Below are 25958 nucleotides of genomic sequence, written 5' to 3'. Positions count from 1 at the left end.
AACGCCGGCAGTATTGCCTGAAAAGGTACTCCCGACAACGCTGGCATTTCGCTTCACCTTCGCAAGCACCATCTACACTCGCTCAAACAGACCAACGCACAATGCCTGCCAGAACCGCGAGCCCGATCGGTCAGGTATTCGCGGTTCTCTTTCACCGTCAAGGAGACAACCATGCAAGCGAAAGCCCTGATCACCGCCGCCCTTCTCGGCCTGCTGCCCGGCGCCAGCCATGCCACCAATCTGATGTACATGCCGTTCGAAACCGTTGTGTCGGATGCGATGCGCGCCGGGCGGCTGGATGGCAGTGTGAAGTTTTATCTGGTCGGCAACGGGCCTCAGGGAACTCAGCGGCTGTTGCAGCGCGGGGTGGTCAGTGACTTGAAGACCAACGGCTTCAACAAGAGCGATCACGACTCCTGCGAGTGGGTGTTGCAGTCGAATCTGATTGCGCTGCAGGCCGAGGCCAAGCGTGTCGGGGCGAATGCGGTGACCAACATCGTCAGCTACTACGACCAGCATGTGCGCAAGGATCTGAACACTTACGAATGTCGCGCCGGCATCTTTGTCACGCGAGTGGCGTTGAAAGGTGATCTGGTGCGGCTGCCCTGATCAACCGGCTTCGACCTTGCGCGTGAGCAGTTCGACAAACGCCTTGGCCATCGGTGATTTCTGGTCCTTGCGCTGCACCAGCCACACCGCCGTCACGGCCTCGGGATCGAGCAGCGGTCGATAGACCACGCCGTCGATGCGCATCCGCTGGTAGGACGCCGGCATCACCGACACGCCCAGACCGGCTGCCACCAGACCGATGATGGTCATGGCTTCGCCGGCCTCCTGGGCGAAGTGCGGACTGAAGCCCGCGTCGCGGGCCAGGCTGATCAGTTGCGAATAAAGACCGCTGCCGTAGCTGCGCGGGAAGAACACAAACGGTTCGAGGGCCAGCGCCGAGAGAAACAGCCCCTCTTCAGAGCCCTGCGCCAGCGGATGTTTGGAGCTAAGCACCGCGACCAAGGGCTCGCGCATCAGTTCGACCACGCTGAGCGAATCCGGCAAACCCAGCGGGCGCATGATGCCGACTTCGATCGATTCGTCCACCAACGCGTCGGCCACCATGGTGCTGCTCATCTCACGCAGATTCAGGTGCACAGCCGGGAAACGCTGACGGAAGGAAAATATCGCCTGGGGAATGGTCGAGTTGAACGGCGCCGATGAGGTAAAGCCGATCTTCAGCTCACCCAACTCACCAAGTTGCGCGCGGCGAGCCACGTCGGCCGCTTTATCGACTTGCGCGAGCACCAGCCGCGCTTCCTCCAGAAACAGTCGCCCGGCCTCGCTGAGCTCGACCCGACGATTGGTCCGCTCGAACAGTCGCGCGCCGACTTCCTGTTCCAGCGCCTGGATCTGCTGGCTCAGCGGTGGCTGGGAGATGCCCAGCACCTTAGCGGCGCGGCCGAAGTGCAGTTCTTCGGCGACGGCGATGAAGTAGCGCAGATGACGCAATTCCATGGGCACCCCATTAGGTCGTAAAAGCTATCAAACAGGTCGAACAATATATTGGATAGAAACATTAGCCAGCTATATGATTTTTTCATTGCCTGTCTGCCCGCGCCCTCCGAGGTCTGATGTGAAAACCGCCGTCGCTCCACTGGCCCATGAAGTCCCGCCCGCTGCGGCGGACGATGTGATGACCGAACTGCAAGAGATCTACATCGAGAAAGGCACGCCCGCGTTCATGCGCACGGTGCTCGCGCTGTTCAGCGGAGGCTTCGCCACCTTCGCCCTGCTGTACTGCGTGCAGCCGATGATGCCGCTGCTGTCCCACGAGTATTCGATCAACGCTGCGCAGAGCAGCCTGATCCTGTCGGTGGCCACCGGCATGCTGGCGTTCGGTCTGCTGATCACCGGCCCGATTTCCGATCGGGTCGGGCGCAAACCGGTGATGGTCGCCGCGCTGTTTGCTGCTGCGCTGTGCACCATCGCCAGTTCGATGATGCCGAGCTGGCATGGCGTCTTGATCATGCGCGCGCTGATCGGGCTGTCATTGAGTGGCCTGGCGGCGGTGGCGATGACGTACCTGAGCGAGGAAATCCATCCGCAGCACATCGGTCTGGCGATGGGTCTGTACATCGGCGGCAACGCGATTGGCGGGATGAGCGGGCGGTTGATCACCGGCGTACTGATCGACTTCGTCAGCTGGCACACGGCGATGATGGTGATCGGCGGCCTGGCGCTGATTGCAGCGGCGGTGTTCTGGAAAATCCTGCCCGAGTCGCGCAACTTTCGCTCCCGCTCGCTGCATCCGCGCAGCCTGCTCGACGGCTTCACCATGCACTTTCGCGATGCCGGCCTGCCGCTGCTGTTCCTCGAAGCGTTCGTGCTGATGGGCGCATTCGTCACCCTGTTCAACTACATCGGTTATCGCCTGTTGGCCGCGCCATACCACATGGATCAAGTGTTCGTGGGGCTGTTGTCGGTGGTCTACCTGTCGGGCATCTACAGCTCGGCGAAAATCGGTTCGCTGGCCGACAAACTGGGCCGCCGCAAAGTGCTGTGGGCGACCATCGCCCTGATGTTCGCCGGCCTCGCCCTGACGATGTTCACACCGCTGCCGCTGGTGATCATCGGCATGCTGATCTTCACCTTCGGCTTCTTCGGCGCTCACTCGGTGGCCAGCAGCTGGATCGGCCGCCGGGCGCTCAAGGCCAAGGGCCAGGCGTCGTCGTTGTACCTGTTCAGCTATTACGCCGGGTCGAGCATCGCGGGGACGGCCGGCGGGGGGTTCTGGCACCTGGCCGGGTGGAACGGGATCGGCCTGTTCATCGGCGCGCTGTTGCTGGTGGCGCTGTTGGTGGCGTTGAAGCTGGCGAAGCTGCCGCCGCTGGGTGGTGGCGAAAAGGTTTAGCGACAACTGCGCCCTAGCGGTAATCACGGGTCAAGGTACACTGACGGCATTCGCCTGCTTTGGTAAAGGAAGCCAGAATGCGCCTGGACCGTCTCCACATTCAGAATTTTCGTTGCTACGAAGATGCCACGTTCGACTTTCAGCCAGGGTTTAATCTGGTGGTGGGGGTTAATGGGAGCGGGAAGAGTTCGTTGTTGCAGGCGGTTGCCGTTTCGTTCATCGAACTCGGCAATGCCATGAAGCCAAGTCAGACCTCTCTAAAAAATGAAGACATTCGCTTTGTCATAGATCGTTTTGAAAACAGAAGCCGCTTTGAGCGCAAGTTCCCTTTGCTGGTACATGGCATAGGCAGTTTCTTCGGAGCTATAGACTGGGTCCTGAAACGAGATGCAGAAGACTTGCCCCATCTTGTAGATTCAGTATTCGACGCCGAGATAGACAAACTAAAACAGAAAATCAACCTGGCCATTCCGGTCGATTTGCCTGTGCTTGCTTTCTACCGCTCCAATCGCCGCTGGCAAGGGGTCGGAGTATCTGCTGAGTTCGCCGCGAAACAACGCGTCTCGCGCTTCGATGCCTACGTTAACTGGTTCGATGCAGTTGCGGATCTCAGAGAATTTGAAAGCTGGTTAATCGGCAGAACGCTGGAGCGGATGCAGAACCTTCTTGATTCCAACACCCAGTCACTTGAGTTCGACGACGAACTTTACTGGGTAAACACTGCGATCGAGCGCGCTATTCCCCACGCACAAAATTTGCGCTATGACCTCCGGCTGCAAAGCTTGTTGATCGACCTGGATGGAAAAACCATTCCCTTCAATGAGCTTAGCGATGGTCAACGCGGGATGATTGCATTGTTCGCCGATATCGCCCGACGCATGTGCATCCTCAACCCCCACATGGGCAAAGACGTCCTGAAGAACACCTCAGGCGTGGTTATCATCGACGAACTGGATATCCACCTTCACCCGGCCTGGCAACGCAGCATCGTGCCTGCATTGAGACAGGCTTTTCCCAAAGTCCAATTCATCGCCGCAAGCCACTCCCCACAAATCATCGGCAGCCTGAAACCTGAGGAAGTCATCCTGTTGCACAACGGGGATCCTACTCATCCGCGGGTCACCTACGGTCTGGATTCCAGCAGCGTGCTTGAAGAGGTAATGGGCGTTACGCAGCGCGAACCAGAGATCGAAGATCTGCTGTCCGAGCTTTTTTCCACGTTGGAAGATAACGACCTCGAAAAGGCAAAATCACAACTTGAGGCGCTGAAAAAGAAAGCCCCCGACCTACCGGAATTCGCCGGCGCCGAAGCACTGATCAGGCGCAAGGAGATTCTCGGCAAATGAAGCGAGTGCTCAAAGGAACTGAACCAGCTTCATTTACAGATTGGAAAAACTCGGCGAACGACGAGTGGAGTCCAACTTACCCAACGCTACAAAACCCGCAAAAACGGGATTTGCATAATGCCCTGCTTAAGGAGCAAGGCTTTTTCTGCTGTTATTGCGGCCGGGAAATAGATGCCTCGACCAGCCATATCGAGCACTTCAGACCTCAAGAGCATTTCGAAGAGCTGGCGTTGGAGTTTCACAACCTTCATGCCTCCTGCCTGCGAGAAACCAAGCCCGGCAATCCGTTGCACTGCGGCCATAAGAAGGGCAACTGGTTCGACGAAAACCAACACATTTCTCCCACCGACGAGAACTGTGAACAGCGCTTCCGATATCTGCGAACCGGCGAAATCCAGCCAAAAGATTCTGACGACCTTCCCGCCACAAAGATGATCGAGGTATTGGCGCTAGACATCGCCTACCTCAAAAATCGACGGCAGGACACAATCCGCCGCCTCTTCGATGATGAGTTCGTCATGCAAATCAGCGAGGAAGAGCTTGAGCGGTTGGTGACGGCGATCAGAAATACCGCGATTCCCAATCAAAAACCCTTCGACCACATCATCGCCCGCTACGCCGAACAACTCCTCGGACGCTAAACCCATCGCAAACAAAAACGCCCGGCATAAGCCGGGCGTTTTTGTTTTCTACTATTAGAGCTGAGCGCCGATTACTCGTGATACTGCGCCGACAACTCGTGCACCGCACGCAGGAAAGCGCCGGCGTGTTCCGGATCGACTTCCGGCGTGATGCCATGGCCGAGGTTGAACACGTGGCCGCTGCCCTTGCCGTAGCTGGCGAGGATGCGCCCGACTTCGGTGCGGATCGCTTCCGGCTTGGCGTAGAGCACGGTCGGGTCCATGTTGCCTTGCAGCGCGACCTTGTCGCCCACGCGGGCGCGGGCGTTGCCAATGTCGCAGGTCCAGTCCAGGCCCAGTGCGTCGGCGCCAGCGTCGGCGATGCTTTCCAGCCACAGGCCGCCGTTCTTGGTGAACAGGATCACCGGCACCTTGCGACCGTCGTGCTCGCGGATCAGGCCGCTGACGATTTTCTTCATGTAGGCCAAGGAGAACTCCTGATACGCCGCCGCCGACAGGTTGCCGCCCCAGGTATCGAAGATCTGCACCGCTTGCGCACCGGCCTGGATCTGGCCGTTCAGGTACGCGGTCACCGACTGCGCCAGTTTGTCCAACAGAAGGTGCATGGCTTGCGGGTTGTCGTAGAGCATCGCCTTGGTCTTGCGGAAGTCTTTCGACGAGCCGCCTTCGACCATGTACGTGGCGAGGGTCCACGGGCTGCCGGAGAAACCGATCAGCGGTACACGGCCGTTCAGCTCGCGGCGGATGGTGCTGACCGCGTCCATCACATAACCGAGATCTTTGTGCGGATCCGGGATCGGCAGGGCTTCGATGTCGGCCAGGGTACTGACGACTTTCTTGAAGCGCGGACCTTCACCGGTCTCGAAGTACAGGCCCTGGCCCATGGCATCGGGGATGGTGAGGATGTCGGAGAACAGGATCGCCGCGTCCAGTTGCGGATAGCGGTCCAGCGGTTGCAGCGTGACTTCGCAGGCGAATTCCGGATTCATGCACAGGCTCATGAAATCACCGGCCTGGGCGCGGCTGGCGCGGTATTCCGGCAGGTAGCGGCCGGCCTGGCGCATCATCCACACAGGGGTGACGTCTACGGGTTGCTTGAGCAGGGCGCGGAGGAAACGGTCGTTCTTCAGGGCAGTCATGTCGGCATCCGGAAAAAAAGTGCGGGCATTTTCTCAGAGCGCGACGCAAAAGGCACGGATGCAGGTCAGCCTTTTGTCTATCGGGTCAATTTGTCGCGTTTTTTTCACAGAAGATCGTTCCCACGCTCCGCGTGGTAACGCCGCCAGTGACGCTCCGCGTCACGCCTTTTGGGACGCAGAGCGTCCCGGGAGGCATTCCCACGCAGACGGTTCGACGCCTCGACGTGGGAACGATCAGAGGAAGGTTTAGACGCCCAGGTAATCCAGGATCCCTTCAGCCGCATTGCGGCCTTCGAAGATCGCCGTCACCACCAGGTCGGAACCGCGCACCATGTCGCCACCGGCGAAGATTTTCGGGTTGCTGGTCTGGTGCTTGTACTGACCCTGCTCGGGCGCAACGACGCGGCCCTGGCTGTCGGTCTGGATCTCGAACTGCTCGAACCACGGCGCCGGGCTCGGGCGGAAACCGAACGCGATGACCACGGCGTCGGCCGGGATGATCTCTTCGGAGCCCGGGATCGGCTCGGGGCTGCGACGGCCACGGGCATCCGGTTCGCCGAGACGGGTCTCGACCACCTTCACGCCTTCGACCTTGTCCTCGCCGACGATGGCGATCGGCTGGCGGTTGTAGAGGAATTTCACGCCTTCTTCCTTGGCGTTTTTCACCTCTTTGCGCGAGCCAGGCATGTTCGCTTCGTCACGACGATAGGCGCAGGTCACCGATTTGGCGCCCTGGCGGATCGACGTGCGGTTGCAGTCCATCGCCGTGTCGCCGCCACCCAGCACCACGACCTTCTTGCCCTTCATGTCGACGAAATCTTCCGGCGACTTTTCAAAGCCCAGGTTGCGGTTGACGTTGGCGATCAGGAAATCCAGCGCGTCATAAACGCCCGGCAGATCCTCACCGGCAAAACCGCCCTTCATGTAGGTGTAGGTGCCCATGCCCATGAACACGGCATCGTATTCGGCGAGCAGTTGCTCCATGGTCACGTCCTTGCCGACCTCGGTGTTGAGGCGGAATTCGATGCCCATGCCGGTGAAGACTTCGCGGCGATTGCTCAGCACGGTCTTCTCGAGCTTGAACTCGGGGATGCCGAAGGTCAGCAGACCGCCGATTTCCGGGTTCTTGTCGAACACCACCGGAGTCACGCCGCCGCGCACCAGCACGTCGGCACAACCGAGGCCCGCCGGGCCCGCGCCGATGATCGCGACACGCTTGCCGGTCGGTTTGACCTTGGACATGTCCGGGCGCCAGCCCATGGCGAACGCGGTGTCGGTGATGTACTTCTCGACCGAACCGATGGTCACCGCGCCGAAGCCGTCGTTGAGGGTGCAGGCACCCTCGCACAGACGATCCTGCGGGCACACCCGGCCGCAGACTTCCGGCAGGGTGTTGGTCTGGTGCGACAGCTCGGCGGCCTGGAGGATGTTGCCCTCGGCCACCAGCTTCAGCCAGTTCGGAATGAAGTTGTGCACCGGGCACTTCCATTCGCAATACGGGTTGCCGCAACCCAGGCAGCGGTGGGCCTGGTCGGCCGACTGCTGGGGTTTGAACGGTTCGTAGATTTCCACGAACTCTTTCTTGCGTTGACGCAACAGTTTCTTCTTCGGATCCTTGCGCCCGACATCGATGAACTGGAAGTCGTTATTCAGACGTTCAGCCATTGTTAAAACCTCATCAAACTCTTCAGGCGCATATCACTGCGGGTTGGCACGGGTGCTGGAAAGCAACGACTTCAGGTTGGCAGCCTTCGGCTTGACCAGCCAGAAACGGCGCAAGTAGTCATCGAGGTTCTCGGCGAGCTCACGACCCCACTCGCTGTCGGTTTCCGCGACGTACTCGTTCAGCACGTTCTGCAGGTGGCTGCGATAGGCTTCCATCGCTTCGCCGCTGATCCGCTGGATTTCCACCAGTTCGTGGTTGACCCGGTCAACGAAGGTGTTGTCCTGGTCGAGCACGTAGGCGAAACCGCCGGTCATGCCAGAGCCGAAGTTGTAACCGGTCTTGCCCAGTACGCAGACAAAACCACCGGTCATGTACTCACAGCAGTGATCGCCAGTGCCTTCCACAACCGTGTGGGCACCGGAGTTGCGCACGGCGAAACGCTCGCCTGCGGTGCCGGCGGCGAACAGCTTGCCGCCCGTGGCGCCGTACAGGCAGGTGTTGCCGATGATGGCGCTTTCCTGAGTCTTATAAACGCTGCCCTTCGGCGGCACGATGGTCAGCTTGCCACCGGTCATGCCTTTGCCGACGTAGTCGTTGGCGTCGCCTTCCAGGTACATGTTCAGACCGCCGGCGTTCCACACGCCGAAGCTCTGACCGGCAGTGCCCTTGAAGCGGAAGGTGATCGGCGCTTTCGCCATGCCCTGGTTGCCGTGCTTGCGCGCGATTTCGCCGGAGATCCGTGCGCCGATCGAACGGTCGCAGTTGCAGATATCCAGATCGAACTCGGCGCCGCTGAGATCGTTGATCGCCGACGTTGCCATCTCGACCATTTTCTCGGCCAGCAGGCCCTGGTCGAAGGGCGGGTTGCGCTCGACGCCGCAGAACTGAGGCTTGTCCGCCGGGATGTGATCGCTGCCCAGCAGCGGGGTCAGATCCAGGTGATGCTGCTTGGCAGTCTGCCCTTCGAGAATTTCCAGCAGATCGGTGCGGCCGATCAGCTCTTCGAGGGAACGCACGCCGAGCTTGGCCAGCCACTCACGGGTTTCTTCGGCGACGTAGGTGAAGAAGTTCACCACCATGTCGACGGTGCCGATGTAGTGATCCTTGCGCAGCTTCTCGTTCTGGGTCGCGACGCCGGTGGCGCAGTTGTTCAGGTGGCAGATGCGCAGGTATTTGCAGCCCAGCGCGATCATCGGCGCAGTACCGAAGCCGAAGCTTTCGGCGCCGAGGATGGCTGCCTTGATCACGTCGAGGCCGGTCTTCAGGCCGCCGTCGGTCTGGACCCGAACCTTGCCGCGCAGGTCGTTGCCGCGCAGGGTCTGGTGGGTTTCGGCCAGGCCGAGTTCCCACGGAGCGCCAGCGTATTTGATCGAGGTCAGAGGCGAAGCACCGGTGCCACCGTCGTAGCCGGAGATGGTGATCAAGTCCGCATAGGCCTTGGCCACACCGGCGGCGATGGTGCCGACGCCTGCTTCAGCCACGAGTTTCACCGAAACCAGCGCCTTCGGGTTGACCTGTTTCAGGTCGAAGATCAGCTGCGACAAGTCTTCGATCGAATAGATGTCGTGGTGCGGCGGTGGCGAAATCAGGGTCACGCCCGGCACTGCGTAACGCAGCTTGGCGATCAGCCCGTTCACTTTACCGCCCGGCAGTTGCCCGCCCTCGCCCGGCTTGGCGCCCTGGGCGACCTTGATCTGCAGCACTTCGGCGTTGACCAGGTATTCCGGGGTCACACCGAAACGGCCGGTCGCGACCTGTTTGATTTTCGAGCTCTTGATGGTGCCGTAGCGCGCCGGGTCTTCGCCGCCTTCGCCGGAGTTGGAACGCGCACCGAGGCGGTTCATGGCTTCGGCCAGGGCTTCGTGAGCTTCCGGCGACAAGGCGCCCAGCGAGATACCGGCGGAGTCGAAGCGCTTGAGCACCGACTCCAGCGGCTCGACTTCACTGATGTCCAGCGGCGTGTCGAGGGTCTTGACCTTGAACAGGTCGCGGATCATCGACACCGGACGGTTGTCCACCAGCGAGGTGTATTCCTTGAATTTGGCGTAGTCGCCCTGCTGCACGGCGGCTTGCAGGGTGTTGACCACGTCCGGGTTGTACGCGTGATATTCGCCACCGTGGACGAACTTCAGCAGACCGCCCTGCTGGATCGGCTTGCGCGGACTCCAGGCTTCGGTAGCCAGTGCTTTCTGCTCGGCTTCGATGTCGACGAAACGCGCACCCTTGATACGGCTCGGCACGCCCCGGAAGCTCAGCTCGCAGACTTCTTCGGACAGACCGATGGCTTCGAACAGCTGCGCACCGCGATACGACGCGATGGTCGAGATGCCCATCTTCGACAGGATCTTCAACAGACCTTTGGTGATGCCTTTGCGGTAGTTCTTGAATACCTCGTAGAGGTCGCCCAGCACTTCACCGGTTCGGATCAGGTCGCCCAGCACTTCGTACGCGAGGAACGGATAGACCGCCGAGGCGCCAAAGCCGATCAGCACGGCGAAGTGGTGCGGATCGCGGGCGGTGGCGGTTTCAACGAGGATGTTGGAGTCGCAGCGCAGGCCTTTTTCGGTCAGGCGGTGGTGCACCGCGCCGGTGGCCAACGAAGCGTGGATCGGCAGTTTGCCCGGAGCGATATGACGGTCGCTCAGAACGATCTGGGTACGACCGGCACGCACGGCTTCTTCAGCCTGATCGGCGACGTTGCGGATCGCCGCTTCGAGGCCGACGCTTTCGTCGTAGTTGAGGTCGATGATCTGCCGCTCGAAACCCGGGCGGTCGAGGTTCATCAGCGAGCGCCACTTGGCCGGGGAAATGACCGGCGAGCTGAGGATCACGCGCGAGGCGTGTTCCGGCGACTCCTGGAAGATGTTGCGCTCGGCACCGAGGCAGATTTCCAGCGACATCACGATCGCTTCACGCAGCGGGTCGATCGGCGGGTTGGTCACCTGCGCGAACTGCTGACGGAAATAGTCGTACGGCGTGCGCACGCGCTGGGACAGCACGGCCATCGGCGTGTCGTCGCCCATCGAGCCAACGGCTTCGTAGCCTTGTTCGCCAAGCGGACGCAGTACCTGATCGCGCTCTTCGAACGTGACCTGATACATCTTCATGTACTGCTTGAGCTGATCGACGTCGTAGAAAGCCGAACCGTGGTCGTTGTCTTCCATGGTCGCCTGGATGCGCAGGGCATTCTTGCGCAGCCATTGCTTGTACGGATGACGGGATTTGAGACGGTTGTCGATCGCGTCGGTGTCGAGGATCTGCCCGGTTTCGGTGTCCACGGCGAAGATCTGGCCCGGGCCGACACGGCCCTTGGCGAGCACGTCTTCAGGCTGGTAGTTCCAGACGCCGATTTCCGACGCGAGGGTGATGAAACCGTTCTTGGTGGTGACCCAGCGCGCCGGGCGCAGACCGTTACGGTCGAGCAGGCACACCGCGTAGCGACCGTCGGTCATTACCACGCCGGCCGGGCCGTCCCACGGCTCCATGTGCATCGAGTTGTACTCGTAGAACGCACGCAGATCCGGGTCCATGGTTTCGACGTTCTGCCACGCTGGCGGAATGATCATCCGCACGCCACGGAACAGGTCGATGCCGCCGGTGACCATCAGTTCGAGCATGTTGTCCATGCTCGAGGAGTCGGAACCGACACGGTTGACCAGCGGGCCGAGTTCTTCCAGATCCATCAGATCGTTGGTGAACTTGGTCCGACGGGCCTGCGCCCAGTTGCGGTTGCCGGTGATGGTGTTGATCTCGCCGTTATGGGCGAGGAAGCGGAATGGCTGGGCCAGCGGCCATTTCGGCAGGGTGTTGGTGGAGAAGCGCTGGTGGAACACGCAGATCGCGGTTTGCAGGCGCTGGTCACCCAGGTCCGGATAGAACGCGGCCAGGTCGGCCGGCATCATCAGGCCTTTATAGATGATGGTCTTGTGGGAAAAGCTGCAGATGTAGTGGTCGGTGTCGGCGGCGTTGGCCACGGACGAGCGACGACGGGCGCTGAACAGCTTGACCGCCATGTCCTGATCGCTCAGGCCTTCGCCGCCGATGTACACCTGCTCGATCTGCGGCAGGCGCTCAAGGGCCAGGCGGCCGAGGACGCTGGTATCGATCGGCACTTTGCGCCAGCCGATCAGTTGCAGGCCTTCGGCCAGGATCTCGCGGTTCATGTTCTCGCGAGCGGCTTCGGCCTTGGCCGGATCCTGATTGAAGAAGACCATGCCCACGGCATATTGCTTGGGCAGCTCGACGCTGAAGGTTTCCTGGGCAATGGCACGCAGGAACGCGTCGGGCTTTTGAATCAGCAGACCGCAACCGTCACCGGTCTTGCCGTCGGCATTAATCCCACCGCGGTGGGTCATGCAGGTCAGGGCCTCGATGGCCGTTTGCAAAAGGGTATGACTGGGCTCGCCCTGCATATGGGCTATCAGGCCGAAACCGCAGTTATCCTTGAATTCATCTGGTTGGTACAGACCTGCTTTCATAGACACTTTCTCACCAGGCTGCCTCTTACCGAGGCAAATTTCTTTTCAATTCAACCACTTGCTTGCCGCGCCGAACGTACGCCGGCTTTGTGGGGGCAAAAGGGTGGTCATTGTACACAGCGACACAGAGGCTCACAAATTTGACGACGAAATGTCGCAAATTAATGTCGCATTTGTGAAAGGTTTAAAGCGATCTGCTGTGCTAGTCAAAGCTTTTTTAATTTTGACCGCAACGACTCAAAGACTACTGTGACGCAGACACCACAAGGCACGCGGTCTGTAGAGACGGCGCGCACTTGTAGAGATTTTGAGGTGCTTGGAGAGGCGGCCTGGGTAAGGCCGCCGAATCTTCAGCGAGTTGTTGCCAGTTCCTGTTGGACGCTGGCGACAGTGCGAGGCCAAGGTTTACCAGCCTGAACCTTCGCTGGCAAGGCCTTGATGGCAGAAACGGCTGCATCACGATTGGCGAAGTTGCCGTAGGTGATCACGTAGAGAGGCTTGCCGTTGAGGACTTTCTTGAAATAACGGTACTCGCCGCCCTGCTCCTTGACGAAGTTTTGCGCGGTCGCTTCGGAGCTGGTACCGAGGATCTGCACCACGTAGTTGCTGGTCGGCTGACCGGCGTACCAGCTGCCACCGGCAGCCTTGGCGACGGTGACCGGCTTCTCGGCAGGTTTCGCGGCGGCAACAGGCTTGGCAGGCGCCGGAGCCGGTTTGGCCGCTGGAGCTGCCGGAGCAGGCACAGGCTTGGCGGTAGCGACCTGGGTCGGCGCCGGGGTCGGCTTGGCCGCCGGGACTGGAACCGGAACCGGTGTCGGCGCAGGGCCGGCCTGAACGCCCGCAGGTGGCGCAGTGGTGGTCACGGTCGGTGGCGTGTTGCTGGAACCTTCGACCGGCACGCCGTCGTCGCCCTCAGTGATGCCCCCAGCGGCTTCAGCCAGCGGACCGCGCATTACCGGCTGCGAGTTGCCGACCAATGGCAGCGGCATCGGCTGGGTATTGCCGTTGAATTCGACGGACGGTGCGCCACCCGCTTGCGGCGCACCCTGGCCCAAGGGCAGTTGCGCCTGCTCGTTGGCCGGCGCACCGGTGGTCGGTGCCTTGTTGCGACCCGGCATCAGCCAGGCGGCAGCGACCGCGACCACAACGACGGCGGAAATCGCCAATACGTGTTTCTTCGGCATGTTGAACCCCATACTTGGACGCTTGACCGCAGAGCGGCTGGCAATCATGACTTCGATCAGAGCATCGCGAGCAACCTGGTTGATGTTGCCCGGCCAACCCTCGGAGCTTTCGTGAATATCAGAGATCTGATCCGCGGTGAAAAGTTCGACACCCCGGCCCGCGCCTTCTAGCCGCTGGTCGAGATACTCGCGGGTTTCTTCTTCGGTGTACGGCTGCAATTCGATGACGTGGAAGCGCTCTTCCTCGAGGTGCAAAGCCTCGAGCTGCGCGATCAGCGACGACTCACCGAACAGGAACACATGCGGGCGGCCTTCCGGCGCGCCGGCGCCCAGCGCCATCAGCGCTTCAAGCGCGGACTCGTCGAGCTGCTCGGCATCGTCCACCAGCAGATAGACTTCCTGCCCCGTCAGCGCCAGCTGCACGACCTGATCGAGGATCGCCCCGACTTCGGCCTGGGCCACGTCCAGCGCCTGGGCGATCTGGCGCAGCACACCGGCTGCATCGCCGGCGCCACGGGCGGAAACGACGACGCTCTGCACCGATTGCTTGTTGGTACTGGCAACCAGCGCCTGGCGCAGCAGGGTCTTGCCGCTGCCCTGCGGGCCAGTGACCACCAGCAGCAACTGACTGTAACGAGCCAAGTGATGCAGTTGACCCAACACCGGCTTGCGCTGGGCCGGGAAGAATTTGAAGCCCGGCACCCGCGGTGCGAAAGGGTCGTGACTTAACTGGAAATGGCCGAGGAACGCCTCGTCGGCATGCAAACTAGTCATCGGAATCTTATTAACCTTTAAGCTGAGCCAGAGCGCGGTAATCCGCTCCCAGCGTGGCCTGTAGAACCTCTTTCGGATAATCGTCGGTCACCACCGCTTCGCCCATCCGGCGCAGCAGCACCAGGCGCAAGCGACCGTCGATCACTTTTTTGTCAATTGCCATGTGTTCAAGAAAATCGGCTTCGGTCATCTCTTCCGGCGGGATTACCGGCAGACCGGCACGCTGGAACAGGCGGATGCCACGATCACGCTCCTGCTCGCTGATCCAGCCCAGGCGCGCGGACATTTCCAGCGCCATCACGGTGCCAGCGGCGACCGCTTCACCATGCAACCAGACACCATAGCCCATGTGGGTTTCGATAGCGTGACCAAAGGTGTGGCCGAGGTTGAGCGTGGCCCGTACGCCGGTTTCCTTCTCGTCGGCGCCGACCACCGCCGCCTTGGCGGCGCAGGAGCGTTCGATGGCATAGGTCAGGGCCGTTTGATCCAGCGCACGCAGGGCGTCGACGTTGTCTTCGAGCCAGGTCAGGAACGGCTCATCGCAGATCAGACCGTACTTGATGACCTCCGCCAGGCCAGCCGAGAGCTCACGCGCTGGCAGGGTCTTCAGGGACGCGGTATCGATCAGCACCACATTCGGCTGATAGAACGCGCCGACCATGTTCTTGCCCAGCGGATGGTTGATCCCGGTCTTGCCGCCCACCGAAGAATCGACCTGTGACAGCAGCGTGGTAGGAATCTGGATGAAATCGACGCCGCGCTGGTAGCAGGCGGCGGCGAAACCGGCCATGTCGCCGATCACACCGCCACCGAGGGCGATCACCGTGGTGCGGCGGTCATGACGGGCGGTCAACAGGCCGTCGAAGATCAGTTGCAGGGTTTCCCAGTTCTTGAAGGCTTCGCCGTCGGGCAGCACCACGGAAACCACCGAAAACTGCGCCAGGCTGCGGGTCAGACGTTCGAGATAGAGCGGCGCAACGGTCTCGTTGGAGATGATTGCCACTTGCCGCCCATGGATATGCGGGGCCAGCAGCTCTGGCTGGTCCAGCAGTCCCTCGCCAATGTGAATCGGGTAGCTGCGCTCGCCTAGGTCGACCTTGAGTGTCTGCATGTGTCCCCACAGTGAAGATGGAAGCAGGCGTCCTGCCCTGAATTATTGGTTGTCTGCGGCCTATAGCGGGTATGACGCCGCTCGCTCGCCATCCGCCACAACCTCGGCGGGCTGTAACAGGACGCCGAGGATAGCGCATTTCGAGCGATGCTTTAACGGGGCGGAAGCTGCGCCAGACGGTCGAGAATATCGAGTACGACCATGCGTGGTGGCCGCTCGTCGGTTTCCACCACCAGATCGGCGATTTCCCGATAGAGCGGATCACGGATCGCCAGCAGATCGCGCAGGGTTTTCTCCGGATTGGCGGTGCGCAGCAACGGCCGGTTGCGATCGCGAGAGGTGCGGCCGACTTGCTGTTCGACGGAGGCGTGCAGATACACCACCCGCCCGCCCTCGTGCAGGGCCTTGCGGTTGGCATCGCGCATCACCGCGCCGCCGCCGGTCGCCAGCACCACGCCGTCGAACGCGCACAGCTCGGCGATCATCGCCTGCTCACGGTCACGAAAGCCGGGCTCGCCTTCCTTGTCGAAGATCCACGGAATATTGGCGCCCGTACGCAGTTCAATTTCCTTGTCGGAATCCTTGAACGGCAGGCGCAGCTCTTTGGCCAGTAATCGGCCGATGGTGCTTTTTCCAGCCCCCATCGGTCCTACAAGAATCAAATTTCGCACAGAATCAACGACTCACAGCAATCGCCTGGTTATTCATGATACGCGGAGTGAGAAATACCAGCAGCTCGGATTTTTTCTCCGAAACCACATCACGCCGGAAAAGGCGGCCAAGATACGGCACATCGCCAAGAAATGGCACCTTATCTACAACCTTGCTTTGAGTATTTGAGAAAACGCCCCCGATCACGATGGTTTCGCCGTCGTTCACCAGCACCTTGGCATTGACCTCGTTTTTCTTGATCGGCGGTACATCCTGCACTTTGTTCAGGTAGTCCGGTTCGTCCTTGGTAACCTTGACCTCCATGATGATGCGGTTGTCCGGGGTGATCTGCGGCGTCACCTCCAGCGACAGCGACGCCTCCTTGAAGGACACCGACGTAGCGCCGCTGGAGCTGGCTTCCTGGTACGGAATCTCGGTGCCCTTGAGGATCTTCGCGGTTTCCTTGTCGGAGGTGACCACCTTGGGCTGCGAGACGATTTCGCCGTTGCCGGTCTTCTCCATCGCGGTCAGCTCAAGGTCGAGCAAGACGTTGTCGGTGATGAACGCGATGCCGATCCCGGACGTGTTGTTGACCGTGCCCATGTCGACGAACGGCGAGTTGGTGCTGGTGCTGCCCGGCGTGCCAATGGTGGTCGACGAACCGTTGCTGACCCCGGAAGTGTTCCAGTTGCCCTTGTTCTGAATCGAACCTCCCCAGCGCACGCCCAGGCTCTTGTCGTAATCGACGTTGGCCTCGACGATCCGCGCCTCGATCATCACCTGACGCACCGGAATATCCAGCTGCGCCACAATCCGCCGCAGTTCGTCGAGGCGATCCTGGGTCTGGTAGGCAATGATGTTGTTGGTCCGCTCATCGACGGTGATCGAACCCCGTTCGTCGACCTTCGCCTCGGCGCTGGTGACCGACTGGAACAGCTTGGCGATGTCCGCGGCCTTGGCGTAGTTCACTTGCAACAGCTCGCGGCGCAACGGCGCCAGTTCGGCGATCTGTTTCTGCGATTCCAGCTCCTGCCGCTCGCGCGCAGCGATTTCATCGGCCGGCGCCACCAGCAACACGTTGCCGACCTTGCGCTTGTCCAGGCCTTTGGTCTTGAGCACCAGATCCAGCGCCTGATCCCACGGCACGTTTTGCAGGCGCAAGGTGATCCCGCCCTGCACCGTATCGCTGGCCACCAGATTGAGGTTGGTGAAGTCGGCGATCAGTTGCAGCACCGAACGCACATCGATGTCCTGGAAGTTGAGAGAGAGCTTTTCGCCGTTATAGCTGTTGCGGTCGGCGTTGCGCTTTTGCAGGTCATCGACGGTCAACGGCCGGATGCTGACGGTCAGCTTGTTGTCGGTCTGGTAAGTGGAATAGTCGAACGTACCGCTGGGTTCGACGGTGATCGTCGCCCGATCACCGCTGACACCGGCATTGACGAACTGCACCGGGGTGGCGAAATCCTTGACGTCGAGGCGCACCCGCAGCGGCTCGGGCAATTGGGTACGCGCGAAATTGAGGATGATCTTGCCGTCGTGTTCCTGAATGTCCGGGGCGATAGCCGGGTCGGACAAGTCGATGACCACATTGCCCTCACCCGCCGTGCCACGCTGGAAATCCACGCCGCGAATGGCCCTGGCGGTCGGCGAATACGTGCGGACCGGCGCCGCCGGTGCCGCACGCGGTGCACGAGCCGCCGTACGCGGAGCAGCGGTTTTGCTGCCCTGCCCGACCACCACAAACACCGTATTGCCTTCGACCCGGGTGTCGTAAGGCGCCAGTTGCGTCAGGCTGATGATCAGCCGCGTCCGGTTATTGGCCTCGACCACCGTGGCCGTGCGGGCATTGCCGCTGCCCAGGTCACGGGTCTTGCTCGCCAGCTGATTGGCAACACCCGGCAGATCGAGGGCGATCCGTGCCGGCGAGTCGGTGGTGTAGCCCTTGGGCTGCGGAGGCGGGCCGTCGAACGACAGCTTCAACTCGACCCGGTCGCCCGGCAGTGCCGCGACGTCCAGCGCCTTCAGATTGGCTGCCTGTACCATCGGCGAAAGCAGCGCTATCCATAGCGAGAAACCGAGGGTGGAGAAAATCCTGTTCATTGTTCGACTTCCACTTATGAATGCTCTTTCAAAGGAATGGTGCGCGGCCGCTCAAGCCAAGCGCCCTGGCCATCCGGAACGATCTCCACCACTTCGACCTGTGAAGCGCTGATGGCGACGATGCGCCCGTCGTTGCGCCCCAGATAGTCGCCGACCTTAAGCCGATGGACCCCGCCCGCGCCTCGCAGCAGGGCGAAGGAACCGGAGGCGTTGGCAATCGTGCCGACCATTTCAAACTGCTCGATGTTGAAACCTTCGAGGTATTGCTTGACCCGGTTGGGATCGGGTTTCACGTCGCGCGAACCGTGTTTCTGCCCGGCCAGATCGACCCGCAACTGGCGCGAAAACGGACTGCGCAGATTGGCGGCGCTGTAGGTGAACGTCGGGTAGGAGCGGAAGGTCGGAGTCGGCTCGATCTTGCCCGGCGGACGCAGGCGCACTTCATTCATGTAGGCGTCGAGGTCACTGAAGTCATCGCCGCCACAGCCACCGAGCATCAATAACAATGCCGACAAGGCGATAAAACGGATCGGGCTCATTTCTGCAGCCCCTTGTCGTTGTAGCGGTAGGTCTTGGCGAGAATGCTCATGCGCAACTTCGGCCCGCCTTCGGGATTGGCCGGCGCCAACTCGAAATCGTGCAGAGTGACGATCCGTGGCAGCCCGGCCACGCCGCTGACGAAGGTGGCAAGGTCGTGATAGGCCCCGGTCACGGTGATCTGGATGGGCAGCTCGATGTAGAACTGCTGGGTGACCTCCGGCAGCAGTTTGATCTCTTCGAATTCAAGACCGCTGCCCAGCCCGGTGCGCGTGATGTCTTCCAGCAACCCCGGCACTTCGGTATCACTGGGCAATTGCCGCAACAACACACCGAACGAGTTTTCCATCTCCTTCATCTGCTGGGTGTACAGCTCCAGATTGGCCGCCATGCGCGCCTTGCTCGCGAACTGCTCCTTGAGGGTGATTTCCTCCTCACGTTTGAGTTCGAGCTGGTTCTCCAGGTCACTGATGAAAAAGTTATAGCCAAGCGCCAGGACCAGCACCATCAACAGCCCGCCAGCCAGAGTTTTGACCACTGGCGGCCAGGAACCGATGTTACTGGTGTCCAAGTCGTTGAAATCGACATTGCGCAGGCTGTCCAGCCACTCGGACGGCTTCATTGGTCGTCCTCCTCGATCCTGGGTCGAGTCTGGCGAACGGTCAGCTGAAAGACGTTGGCCTGATCCACCTGGCCAGCGGTGGTGGCTTTCACTTCATTGAGGTTGGGCGCATCGAACCAGTCGGAGGCATCGAGGTTGCGCATCAGGTCGGACACCCGATTGTTGGACTCCGCCGCGCCGCTGATCGACAGGGTCTTGCCGACCATTTTCACGTCGGTGAAATACACCCCATCGGGCAAGGTGCGCGCCAGCTGATCGAAGATCCGCCCGCTGATCTGCCGGTTGCCCTGCAAGTCCTGGATGATGCGCATGCGCTCCACCAGTTGCTGGCGATGGGCCTTGAGCTCGCTGATCTGTTTGATCCGCTCGTCGACCACGGCGATCTGCTTGCCGATGTAGTCATTGCGCACGACCTGCCGGGCGATGGCGGCGCTGATGATCTGATCGGCAATGAGCACCGCCCCCACCGAACCGACCACCACACCGGTCAAGACCAGCAGGAAGCGTTTGCGCCGTTCTTCGCGACGCTCCTCGCGCCAGGGTAAAAGGTTGATCCGCGCCATCAGTCGAAACTCCTGAGCGCGAGCCCGCAGGCAATCATCAGGGCCGGCGCATCGCTCGCCAGGGCCCCGGCGTTGACCTTGCTGCTCAAGGCCATGTCGGAAAACGGGTTGGCAACCTGGGTCGGGGTGTTCAGGCGCTCTTCGATCAGCCGGTCGAGGCCGGGCACCGACGCCGTGCCACCGGCCAGCAGAATGTGGTCGACAGCGTTGTACTGGCCGGAGGCGAAAAAGAACTGCAGGGAGCGCGACACCTGCTGCACCAGCGCCTCGCGAAATGGCTGCAGCACCTCACTGACGTAGTCGTCCGGCAGGCCGCCCTGCTTCTTGGCGAGCCCCGCCTGCTCAAGGGTCAGGCCGTAACGGCGCTGGATTTCCTCGGTCAGCTGTCGACCGCCGAACAGTTGTTCGCGGGTGTAGATGATCCGGCCGTTGTGCAGGACGCTGAGGGTGGTCATGGTGGCGCCGATGTCGACCACGGCCACCGTCAGGCGCTCCTGGGAAGCCGCCAGTTGCTTGGCCAGCAGGCCGAACGAGCGCTCCAGCGCATACGCCTCTACATCTACCACCCGCGCGGTCAGCCCGGCGAGAGCGAGCGCCGCTTCGCGGACTTCGACGTTTTCCTTGCGACAGGCGGCCAGCAGCACGTTGACCCGTTCGGGGTTGCGCGGCGAAACGCCCTGGACTTCGAAGTCGATGGCGACCTCGTCCAGCGGATAGGGAATGTATTGATCGGCTTCGATCTTGAGCTGGTTTTCCAGCTCGTCGTCGGACAGCCCGGCGTCCATCTCGATGACCTTGGTGATCACCGCCGAGCCCGCCACGGCCACCGCCACGGTTTTCAGCCCGGTACGCGCCTTGACCAGCACCCGGGACAGTGCCTGGCCGACGCCCTCGAGTTCGGCGATGTTCTTTTCGACCACGGCGTTCGCCGGCAACGGCTCCACCGCGTACGCCTCGACCCGGTAGCGCTCCCCCTGACGGCTCAGCTCCAGTAGCTTCACCGACGTGGAGCTGATGTCGATCCCCAGTAACGTATTGGCCTTTTTATTGAAGAGTCCTAGCACTACCAATTCCCTATGACTTTCCGTGAGTTACGGACTCTGTAATGCGCATTGCGTTCCCTCGCCCCGTCTTGACAGAAGCGCAAATGACGCCCCCAGCGGAAAAGTGCTTATAATGCCCAGCGTTTTTTTCCGCTTTTTACTGCCGGCGCGGGTCGTTCTGTGTGTTAGCCGGGACCCTGTCGCCCAATTCATTCTTTGCCGTGGATGTCCAAAAGCCTTGATTCGTCTGCTGAAATTTTTCGGTTGGTCCATCGTCGCCGTTTTCTGCGGACTGCTTTTAGGTCTCAGCGGCGCGTTTCTTTACCTTAGTCCGGGTTTGCCATCTGTGGAGGCGCTGAGAAGCATTCAGTTGCAGATTCCGCTCCGGGTCTACAGCAGCGACAACAAGTTGATCGCAGAATTTGGCGAAATGCGCCGCACACCGATCCGTTTCGCCGACATTCCCCCCAATTTCATCAATGCGTTACTAAGTGCTGAAGACGACAACTTCGCCAATCACTACGGCGTTGATCCGAGCAGCCTGATGCGTGCCGCGACCCAACTGGTCAAGAGCGGGCACATCCAGTCCGGCGGCAGCACCATCACCATGCAGGTGGCGAAGAACTTCTTCCTGACCAGCGAACGCAGCTTCTCGCGCAAGACCACGGAAATCCTGCTGGCCCTGCAGATCGAGCGGCAATTGACCAAGGACGAGATCCTTGAGCTCTACGTGAACAAGATCTACCTGGGCAACCGCGCCTACGGCATCGAGGCGGCGGCGCAGGTGTATTACGGCAAGTCGATCCGCGAGGTCAGCCTGGCGCAGATGGCGATGATCGCCGGCCTGCCGAAAGCCCCGTCGCGTTTCAACCCGCTGGCCAACCCGGCGCGCAGCAAGGAGCGGCGCGACTGGATCCTCGGCCGCATGTACAAACTCGGCAAAATCACCGAAGCCGACTACACCGCCGCGATCAACGAACCGCTGAACGCCAGCTATCACGTGCCGACACCGGAAGTGAACGCGCCGTACATCGCCGAGATGGCCCGTGCAGAGATGGTCGGCCGCTACGGCAGCGACGCCTATACCGAAGGTTTCCGCGTTACCACCACGGTGCCGAGCAACCTCCAGGAAATGGCCAACACCGCGCTGCACGAAGGCCTGATGACCTACGACCAGCGTCACGGCTACCGTGGTCCTGAATCGCGCCTGCCGGGCAAGACCCGCGAAGCCTGGGCCACCGAACTGACCAAGCAACGCACCATCAGCAGCCTCGAACCGGCCATCGTCACCCAGGTCGACAAGAACGGCCTGCAAGTGCTGACCCGCACCGGCGAAGAGCACGTGGCATGGGACACCATGAAATGGGCACGCCCGTTCCTCAACACCAACAGCATGGGTGCCGCGCCGCGTCAGCCGTCGGATGTGGCACAGATCGGCGACCTGATTCGCGTGCAGCGCCAGCCGAACAATTCGCTGAAGTTCAGCCAGATTCCGCAGGCCCAGGGCGCGCTGGTGTCGCTGGATCCGCAGAACGGCGCGATACGTTCGCTGGTCGGCGGTTTCGCCTTCGAGCAGAGCAACTACAACCGCGCGATGCAGGCCAAGCGTCAGCCGGGCTCAAGCTTCAAGCCGTTCGTCTACAGCGCCGCGCTGGATAACGGCTACACCGCCGCCAGTCTGGTCAACGACGCACCGATCGTGTTCGTCGACGAGTACCTGGACAAGGTCTGGCGTCCGAAGAACGACACCAACACCTTCCTCGGCCCGATCCGCCTGCGTGAGGCGCTGTACAAGTCGCGCAACCTGGTATCGATCCGCCTGTTGCAGGCGATGGGCGTAGGCAAGACCATCGACTACATTACCCGCTTCGGCTTCAACAAGCAGGACCTGCCGCCAAACCTGTCGCTGGCGCTGGGCACCGCGACCCTGACGCCAATGGAAATCGCCACTGGCTGGAGCACCTTTGCCAACGGCGGCTACAAGATCACCCCGTACATCATCGACAAGATCGAAAGCCGCAACGGCGATACGCTGTTCGTCGCCAACCCGCCGACCGTACCGCAGGGCGCCGCAGCTACCGACGGCATTGCCGCACCCGCCACCCAGGCGTTCACCGTCAATGCAGCGCCGGTTCCAGGTGAAGCGCCGGGCAACGCTGCCGTGCCCCAAGCACCAGCCGTCGCCGAGCGCATCGTCGATGGCCGTACCACCTACATCCTCAACAGCATGCTGCAGGACGTGATCAAGCTTGGCACCGGCCGGCGCGCACTGGCTCTGGGCCGCAGCGACATCGCCGGCAAGACCGGTACCACCAACGAATCCAAGGATGCGTGGTTCTCCGGCTACAACGCCGACTACGTGACCACCGTGTGGACCGGTTTCGACCAGCCGGAAAGCCTCGGTCGCCGGGAATTCGGCGGCACCGTGGCACTGCCGATCTGGATGAACTACATGGCCGCCGCGCTCAAGGACAAGCCACCGCATGTCCAGCCGGAGCCGGAAGGCATCCTCAGCCTGCGGGTGGACCCGGTCAGCGGTCGCGCGGCATCGCCGAGCACACCGGGTGCGTACTTCGAGCTGTTCAAGGCTGAGGACACGCCGCCGTCGGTCAACGAGATCGGCAATGGCGCCGTACCGGGCAGTCCGCTGCCGGCGGATGAACAGGCGCCGATCGATTTGTTCTGATCCTGATCCGCCAAAAAGCCCCGCCTTCGATTGAAGTGCGGGGCTTTTTATTGCCTGTTCATTTTGTGTTGTCTGAGCCGGCCTCTTCGCGGGCAAGCCCGCTCCCACAGCAACCGGGTGTGCGCTCCATTTGTGAACGCCACAAAACCCTGTGGGAGCGGGCCTTCCCGCGAAGAGGCCCTAAAGATCACCCCAAAATCAACAGGCACAAAAAAAAGCCCCGACTCTCACGAACCGGGGCTTTCGGCTGAAGCGCTACAACGGCTTAGCCGTTGAACACGTCATCCACGCTTTTCAGCGGGTAGTTCTTCGGATATGGCAGGGTCGCCACACCAGTCTCGATCGCGGCCTTGGCCACGGCGTCGGAGATCACGGTGATCAGGCGCTTGTCCATTGGCTTCGGAATGATGTACTCACGACCGAATTCCAGGGAGATACCGCCGTAGGCGTCGCACACTTCCTGAGGAACCGGCAGCTTGGCCAGTTCGCGCAGGGCGTTGGCGGCAGCGATCTTCATTTCTTCGTTGATGCGCTTGGCGCGAACGTCCAGGGCACCACGGAAGATGAACGGGAAGCCCAGCACGTTGTTGACCTGGTTCGGGTAGTCCGAACGGCCGGTGGCCATGATCACGTCGTTACGGGTGGCGTGAGCCAGTTCCGGGGAGATTTCCGGATCCGGGTTGGAGCAGGCGAAGACGATCGGGTTGGCCGCCATGCGCTTGAGTTGCTCGGCGCTCAGCAGGTTCGGGCCTGACAGACCGACGAATACGTCAGCGCCTTCGATGGCGTCGTCCAAGGTGCGTTTCTCGGTAGGGTGAGCGAACACAGCCTTGTACTGGTTCAGGTCGTCACGGCCAGCGTGGATCACGCCGGTACGGTCAACCATGAAGATGTTTTCGACCTTGGCGCCCATGCTCACCAGCAATTTCATGCAGGAGATGGCGGCTGCGCCAGCGCCCAGGCAGACGATCTTGGCGTCGGCCAGGGTTTTGCCAGCGATTTCCAGGGCGTTGATCATGCCCGCAGCGGTCACGATCGCGGTGCCGTGCTGGTCATCGTGGAAGACCGGAATGTCGCACTGCTCGATCAGCGCGCGTTCGATCTCAAAGCACTCAGGTGCCTTGATGTCTTCCAGGTTGATGCCACCGAAGGTGATGGAAATGCGTTTTACGGTGTCGATGAAGGCTTGCGGGCTTTCGGAGTCGACTTCGATGTCGAAGACGTCGATGCCGGCGAAGCGCTTGAACAGCACGCCTTTACCTTCCATGACTGGCTTGGAAGCCAGTGGGCCGAGGTTACCCAGGCCCAGAATCGCGGTGCCATCGGAAATGACTGCAACCAGGTTGCCCTTGCCGGTGTACTTGTAGGCCAGTTCAGGATCGCGGGCGATCTCGCGCACTGGTTCAGCTACGCCGGGGCTGTAGGCCAGCGACAGGTCGCGGGCGGTAGCAGTGGCCTTGGTGAGCTCGACACTCAGCTTTCCTGGACGAGGATTGGCATGATATTCGAGAGCGGCAGTTTTCAGATCAGACATTTTGGCATTCCGCTTTTTACTGTTGGACAGACTGGTCAGCGAGGATACGCGCCTCGCAAAGTCCCCACAAGACTGCCCGGTCACCCCTGTCAAGCGCCCTGCCCTAAGACTTTGGGCCAAGAGCCACGGCGCACAAGGGTTAGACTGTTCACAATCGACAGAAAAAATGTCTACAACTTTTTATTCAACGGGACGGCTGGAGCATCGAAGGATCGGTCAGCGGCAACAGCCAGCGCGCCTGACCTGATTTCAGTCCACCGCGCCGGGAACGGTCGACCACCCAGCCACGGGCCTCGATCTGCTTGCCCTTCAACGCCTGCAGAGAGGCGGCGTCGAAGCGATCAAGCAGATTGGGTGCAACGCGCAGTACAAGCTTGTCCTGCAACTCGATCCAGATTCCGCCGCGATTGCGCTGAACCTTGCTCACACGACCGCTGACCAGCGCGAAACCCGAGCGCTCGATCTGCTCCGCTTTCAGTACAGGTGAGCGCTTCCACAGGCCAAGCCCGGCCTTTCGCGCGCGGCGTTCAGCGGCTTGCTGGCAATCGACCAGATTGACATTCGGCGCCACCGCGACCTGGAAACCGAGGCCATCGGCGAGCATCTGCGCTTCGAGATTCTCACCCCTGGCGCTGAAAACATGGGCCAGGGTGCGGCCGTAACGGTCCTTGGACTCGGCGCCGAGTCGCAGGCCGACCCGCCCGTCGCTCTCGGCGACCAGGGCTTCGAGGCGCTTGCGCGCGGCCACTGCAAACGGCTCGTCGCTGCGGCCCTGCTTGCCGAGCTCGGGCGTATTGAGGCCGATCATCCGCACATTGCGACCGTCGCTCAGGCGCAGGGTGTCGCCGTCGACCACCCGCTGCACCGTGGCGCTGTCCAGCCTGGCCGGAGCGGGGCAGAAGGCCTGGGCGGCGGAGAGCCAAATCGCGGACACAAAAAAGGCGCCCGCAAGGGACGCCTTTTTCATCAGACCGGAAAAGC

General features: G+C 61.1%; 19 protein-coding genes. 5 read left to right on the top strand and 14 right to left on the bottom strand.

Features of this window, described 5'->3' with window-relative positions:
• Nucleotides 1-171 precede the first annotated feature (171 nt).
• Nucleotides 172-609, top strand: coding sequence for a hypothetical protein (locus AWU82_RS25540; RefSeq protein WP_064382846.1), 438 nt, complete (start codon nt 172-174; stop codon nt 607-609).
• Here the strand turns inward: AWU82_RS25540 and AWU82_RS25535 are convergent, their stop codons facing one another.
• Nucleotides 610-1506, bottom strand: coding sequence for a LysR family transcriptional regulator (locus AWU82_RS25535; RefSeq protein ID WP_064382845.1), 897 nt, complete (start codon nt 1504-1506; stop codon nt 610-612).
• Nucleotides 1507-1684: 178 nt separating this feature from the next.
• Here AWU82_RS25535 and AWU82_RS25530 point away from each other — a divergent pair, with 178 nt between their 5' ends.
• The 3 genes from AWU82_RS25530 to AWU82_RS25520 all read left to right on the top strand — a co-directional run bounded on the left by AWU82_RS25530 (nt 1685) and on the right by AWU82_RS25520 (nt 4889).
• A complete protein-coding gene (locus tag AWU82_RS25530) occupies nt 1685-2902 on the top strand; it encodes an MFS transporter (RefSeq protein ID WP_371915538.1) in 1218 nt (405 codons plus the stop codon).
• A 77-nt stretch (nt 2903-2979) separates the two neighbouring features.
• Complete coding sequence (locus AWU82_RS25525) at nt 2980-4248, top strand: AAA family ATPase (protein WP_064382843.1); 1269 nt, start codon at nt 2980-2982, stop codon at nt 4246-4248.
• Nucleotides 4245-4889 (top strand): retron system putative HNH endonuclease, encoded by a 645-nt coding sequence (locus AWU82_RS25520; RefSeq protein WP_064382842.1) that lies wholly within the window; start codon nt 4245-4247, stop codon nt 4887-4889. The genes AWU82_RS25525 and AWU82_RS25520 overlap by 4 nt, the downstream gene beginning before the upstream one ends.
• 71 nt (nt 4890-4960) lie before the next feature.
• Here AWU82_RS25520 and hemE read toward each other — a convergent pair whose 3' ends face one another.
• The 11 genes from hemE to pilM form a co-directional block, all read right to left on the bottom strand.
• Nucleotides 4961-6028 carry a uroporphyrinogen decarboxylase gene (gene hemE, locus AWU82_RS25515; RefSeq protein ID WP_064382841.1) on the bottom strand — a complete coding sequence of 356 codons (1068 nt, stop codon included), beginning with the start codon at nt 6026-6028 and terminating at the stop codon, nt 4961-4963.
• A gap of 246 nt (nt 6029-6274) precedes the next feature.
• Nucleotides 6275-7693, bottom strand: coding sequence for a glutamate synthase small subunit GltD family protein (locus tag AWU82_RS25510; RefSeq protein WP_007909438.1), 1419 nt, complete (start codon nt 7691-7693; stop codon nt 6275-6277).
• A gap of 33 nt (nt 7694-7726) precedes the next feature.
• A complete protein-coding gene (gene gltB, locus AWU82_RS25505) occupies nt 7727-12172 on the bottom strand; it encodes a glutamate synthase large subunit (RefSeq protein ID WP_064382840.1) in 4446 nt (1481 codons plus the stop codon).
• A gap of 350 nt (nt 12173-12522) precedes the next feature.
• A complete protein-coding gene (locus tag AWU82_RS25500) occupies nt 12523-14130 on the bottom strand; it encodes an AAA family ATPase (RefSeq protein WP_064382839.1) in 1608 nt (535 codons plus the stop codon).
• A 10-nt stretch (nt 14131-14140) separates the two neighbouring features.
• Complete coding sequence (aroB, locus tag AWU82_RS25495) at nt 14141-15241, bottom strand: 3-dehydroquinate synthase (protein ID WP_011332082.1); 1101 nt, start codon at nt 15239-15241, stop codon at nt 14141-14143.
• 152 nt (nt 15242-15393) lie between these two features.
• Complete coding sequence (aroK, locus tag AWU82_RS25490; RefSeq protein ID WP_011332081.1) at nt 15394-15912, bottom strand: shikimate kinase AroK; 519 nt, start codon at nt 15910-15912, stop codon at nt 15394-15396.
• Between the two features lie 4 nt (nt 15913-15916).
• A complete protein-coding gene (locus AWU82_RS25485; RefSeq protein ID WP_064382838.1) occupies nt 15917-17992 on the bottom strand; it encodes a type IV pilus secretin PilQ in 2076 nt (691 codons plus the stop codon).
• 14 nt (nt 17993-18006) lie between these two features.
• Nucleotides 18007-18531, bottom strand: coding sequence for a pilus assembly protein PilP (locus tag AWU82_RS25480; RefSeq protein WP_007952383.1), 525 nt, complete (start codon nt 18529-18531; stop codon nt 18007-18009).
• Nucleotides 18528-19151, bottom strand: a complete 624-nt coding sequence (pilO, locus tag AWU82_RS25475) for a type 4a pilus biogenesis protein PilO (protein WP_064382837.1) — start codon at nt 19149-19151, stop codon at nt 18528-18530. The genes AWU82_RS25480 and pilO overlap by 4 nt, the downstream gene beginning before the upstream one ends.
• The gene (locus tag AWU82_RS25470) at nt 19148-19714 is read right to left on the bottom strand and encodes a PilN domain-containing protein (RefSeq protein WP_064382836.1); all 567 of its coding nucleotides are present in this window, start codon (nt 19712-19714) and stop codon (nt 19148-19150) included. The genes pilO and AWU82_RS25470 overlap by 4 nt, the downstream gene beginning before the upstream one ends.
• Nucleotides 19714-20778 (bottom strand): pilus assembly protein PilM, encoded by a 1065-nt coding sequence (gene pilM / locus AWU82_RS25465; protein WP_064382835.1) that lies wholly within the window; start codon nt 20776-20778, stop codon nt 19714-19716. Before pilM ends, AWU82_RS25470 begins: the two co-directional genes overlap by 1 nt.
• Before the next feature lie 217 nt (nt 20779-20995).
• On the opposite strand from pilM, the gene AWU82_RS25460 reads away from it, so the two are divergent.
• The gene (locus tag AWU82_RS25460) at nt 20996-23443 is read left to right on the top strand and encodes a penicillin-binding protein 1A (protein ID WP_064382834.1); all 2448 of its coding nucleotides are present in this window, start codon (nt 20996-20998) and stop codon (nt 23441-23443) included.
• Nucleotides 23444-23708: 265 nt separating this feature from the next.
• Here AWU82_RS25460 and AWU82_RS25455 read toward each other — a convergent pair whose 3' ends face one another.
• Together AWU82_RS25455 and AWU82_RS25450 are read right to left on the bottom strand one after the other, a co-directional pair.
• Nucleotides 23709-24977: a malic enzyme-like NAD(P)-binding protein gene (locus tag AWU82_RS25455; RefSeq protein WP_007952395.1), complete on the bottom strand. Its 1269-nt coding sequence runs from the start codon at nt 24975-24977 to the stop codon at nt 23709-23711.
• A gap of 184 nt (nt 24978-25161) precedes the next feature.
• On the bottom strand, nt 25162-25944 hold the full coding sequence (locus AWU82_RS25450) for a thermonuclease family protein (RefSeq protein WP_064382833.1): 783 nt from the start codon (nt 25942-25944) through the stop codon (nt 25162-25164).
• Nucleotides 25945-25958 lie beyond the last annotated feature (14 nt).

This window comes from Pseudomonas glycinae, assembly GCF_001594225.2.
Taxonomy (GTDB): Bacteria; Pseudomonadota; Gammaproteobacteria; order Pseudomonadales; family Pseudomonadaceae; genus Aquipseudomonas; species Aquipseudomonas glycinae.
Note: the sequence above shows the minus strand (reverse complement) of the source record. Positions and strands in the feature narration are given on the sequence as shown.

Bases quoted from the DNA above. Each gene is read 5' to 3' on its own strand.
- AWU82_RS25540 (WP_064382846.1), top strand. From the start codon at position 172: ATGCAAGCGAAAGCCCTGATCACCGCCGCCCTTCTCGGCCTGCTGCCC.
- AWU82_RS25535 (WP_064382845.1), bottom strand. From the start codon at position 1,506: ATGGAATTGCGTCATCTGCGCTACTTCATCGCCGTCGCCGAAGAACTG.
- AWU82_RS25530 (WP_371915538.1), top strand. From the start codon at position 1,685: ATGACCGAACTGCAAGAGATCTACATCGAGAAAGGCACGCCCGCGTTC.
- AWU82_RS25525 (WP_064382843.1), top strand. From the start codon at position 2,980: ATGCGCCTGGACCGTCTCCACATTCAGAATTTTCGTTGCTACGAAGAT.
- AWU82_RS25520 (WP_064382842.1), top strand. From the start codon at position 4,245: ATGAAGCGAGTGCTCAAAGGAACTGAACCAGCTTCATTTACAGATTGG.
- hemE (WP_064382841.1), bottom strand. From the start codon at position 6,028: ATGACTGCCCTGAAGAACGACCGTTTCCTCCGCGCCCTGCTCAAGCAA.
- AWU82_RS25510 (WP_007909438.1), bottom strand. From the start codon at position 7,693: ATGGCTGAACGTCTGAATAACGACTTCCAGTTCATCGATGTCGGGCGC.
- gltB (WP_064382840.1), bottom strand. From the start codon at position 12,172: ATGAAAGCAGGTCTGTACCAACCAGATGAATTCAAGGATAACTGCGGT.
- AWU82_RS25500 (WP_064382839.1), bottom strand. From the start codon at position 14,130: ATGACTAGTTTGCATGCCGACGAGGCGTTCCTCGGCCATTTCCAGTTA.
- aroB (WP_011332082.1), bottom strand. From the start codon at position 15,241: ATGCAGACACTCAAGGTCGACCTAGGCGAGCGCAGCTACCCGATTCAC.
- AWU82_RS25485 (WP_064382838.1), bottom strand. From the start codon at position 17,992: ATGAACAGGATTTTCTCCACCCTCGGTTTCTCGCTATGGATAGCGCTG.
- AWU82_RS25480 (WP_007952383.1), bottom strand. From the start codon at position 18,531: ATGAGCCCGATCCGTTTTATCGCCTTGTCGGCATTGTTATTGATGCTC.
- pilO (WP_064382837.1), bottom strand. From the start codon at position 19,151: ATGAAGCCGTCCGAGTGGCTGGACAGCCTGCGCAATGTCGATTTCAAC.
- AWU82_RS25470 (WP_064382836.1), bottom strand. From the start codon at position 19,714: ATGGCGCGGATCAACCTTTTACCCTGGCGCGAGGAGCGTCGCGAAGAA.
- AWU82_RS25455 (WP_007952395.1), bottom strand. From the start codon at position 24,977: ATGTCTGATCTGAAAACTGCCGCTCTCGAATATCATGCCAATCCTCGT.
- AWU82_RS25450 (WP_064382833.1), bottom strand. From the start codon at position 25,944: ATGAAAAAGGCGTCCCTTGCGGGCGCCTTTTTTGTGTCCGCGATTTGG.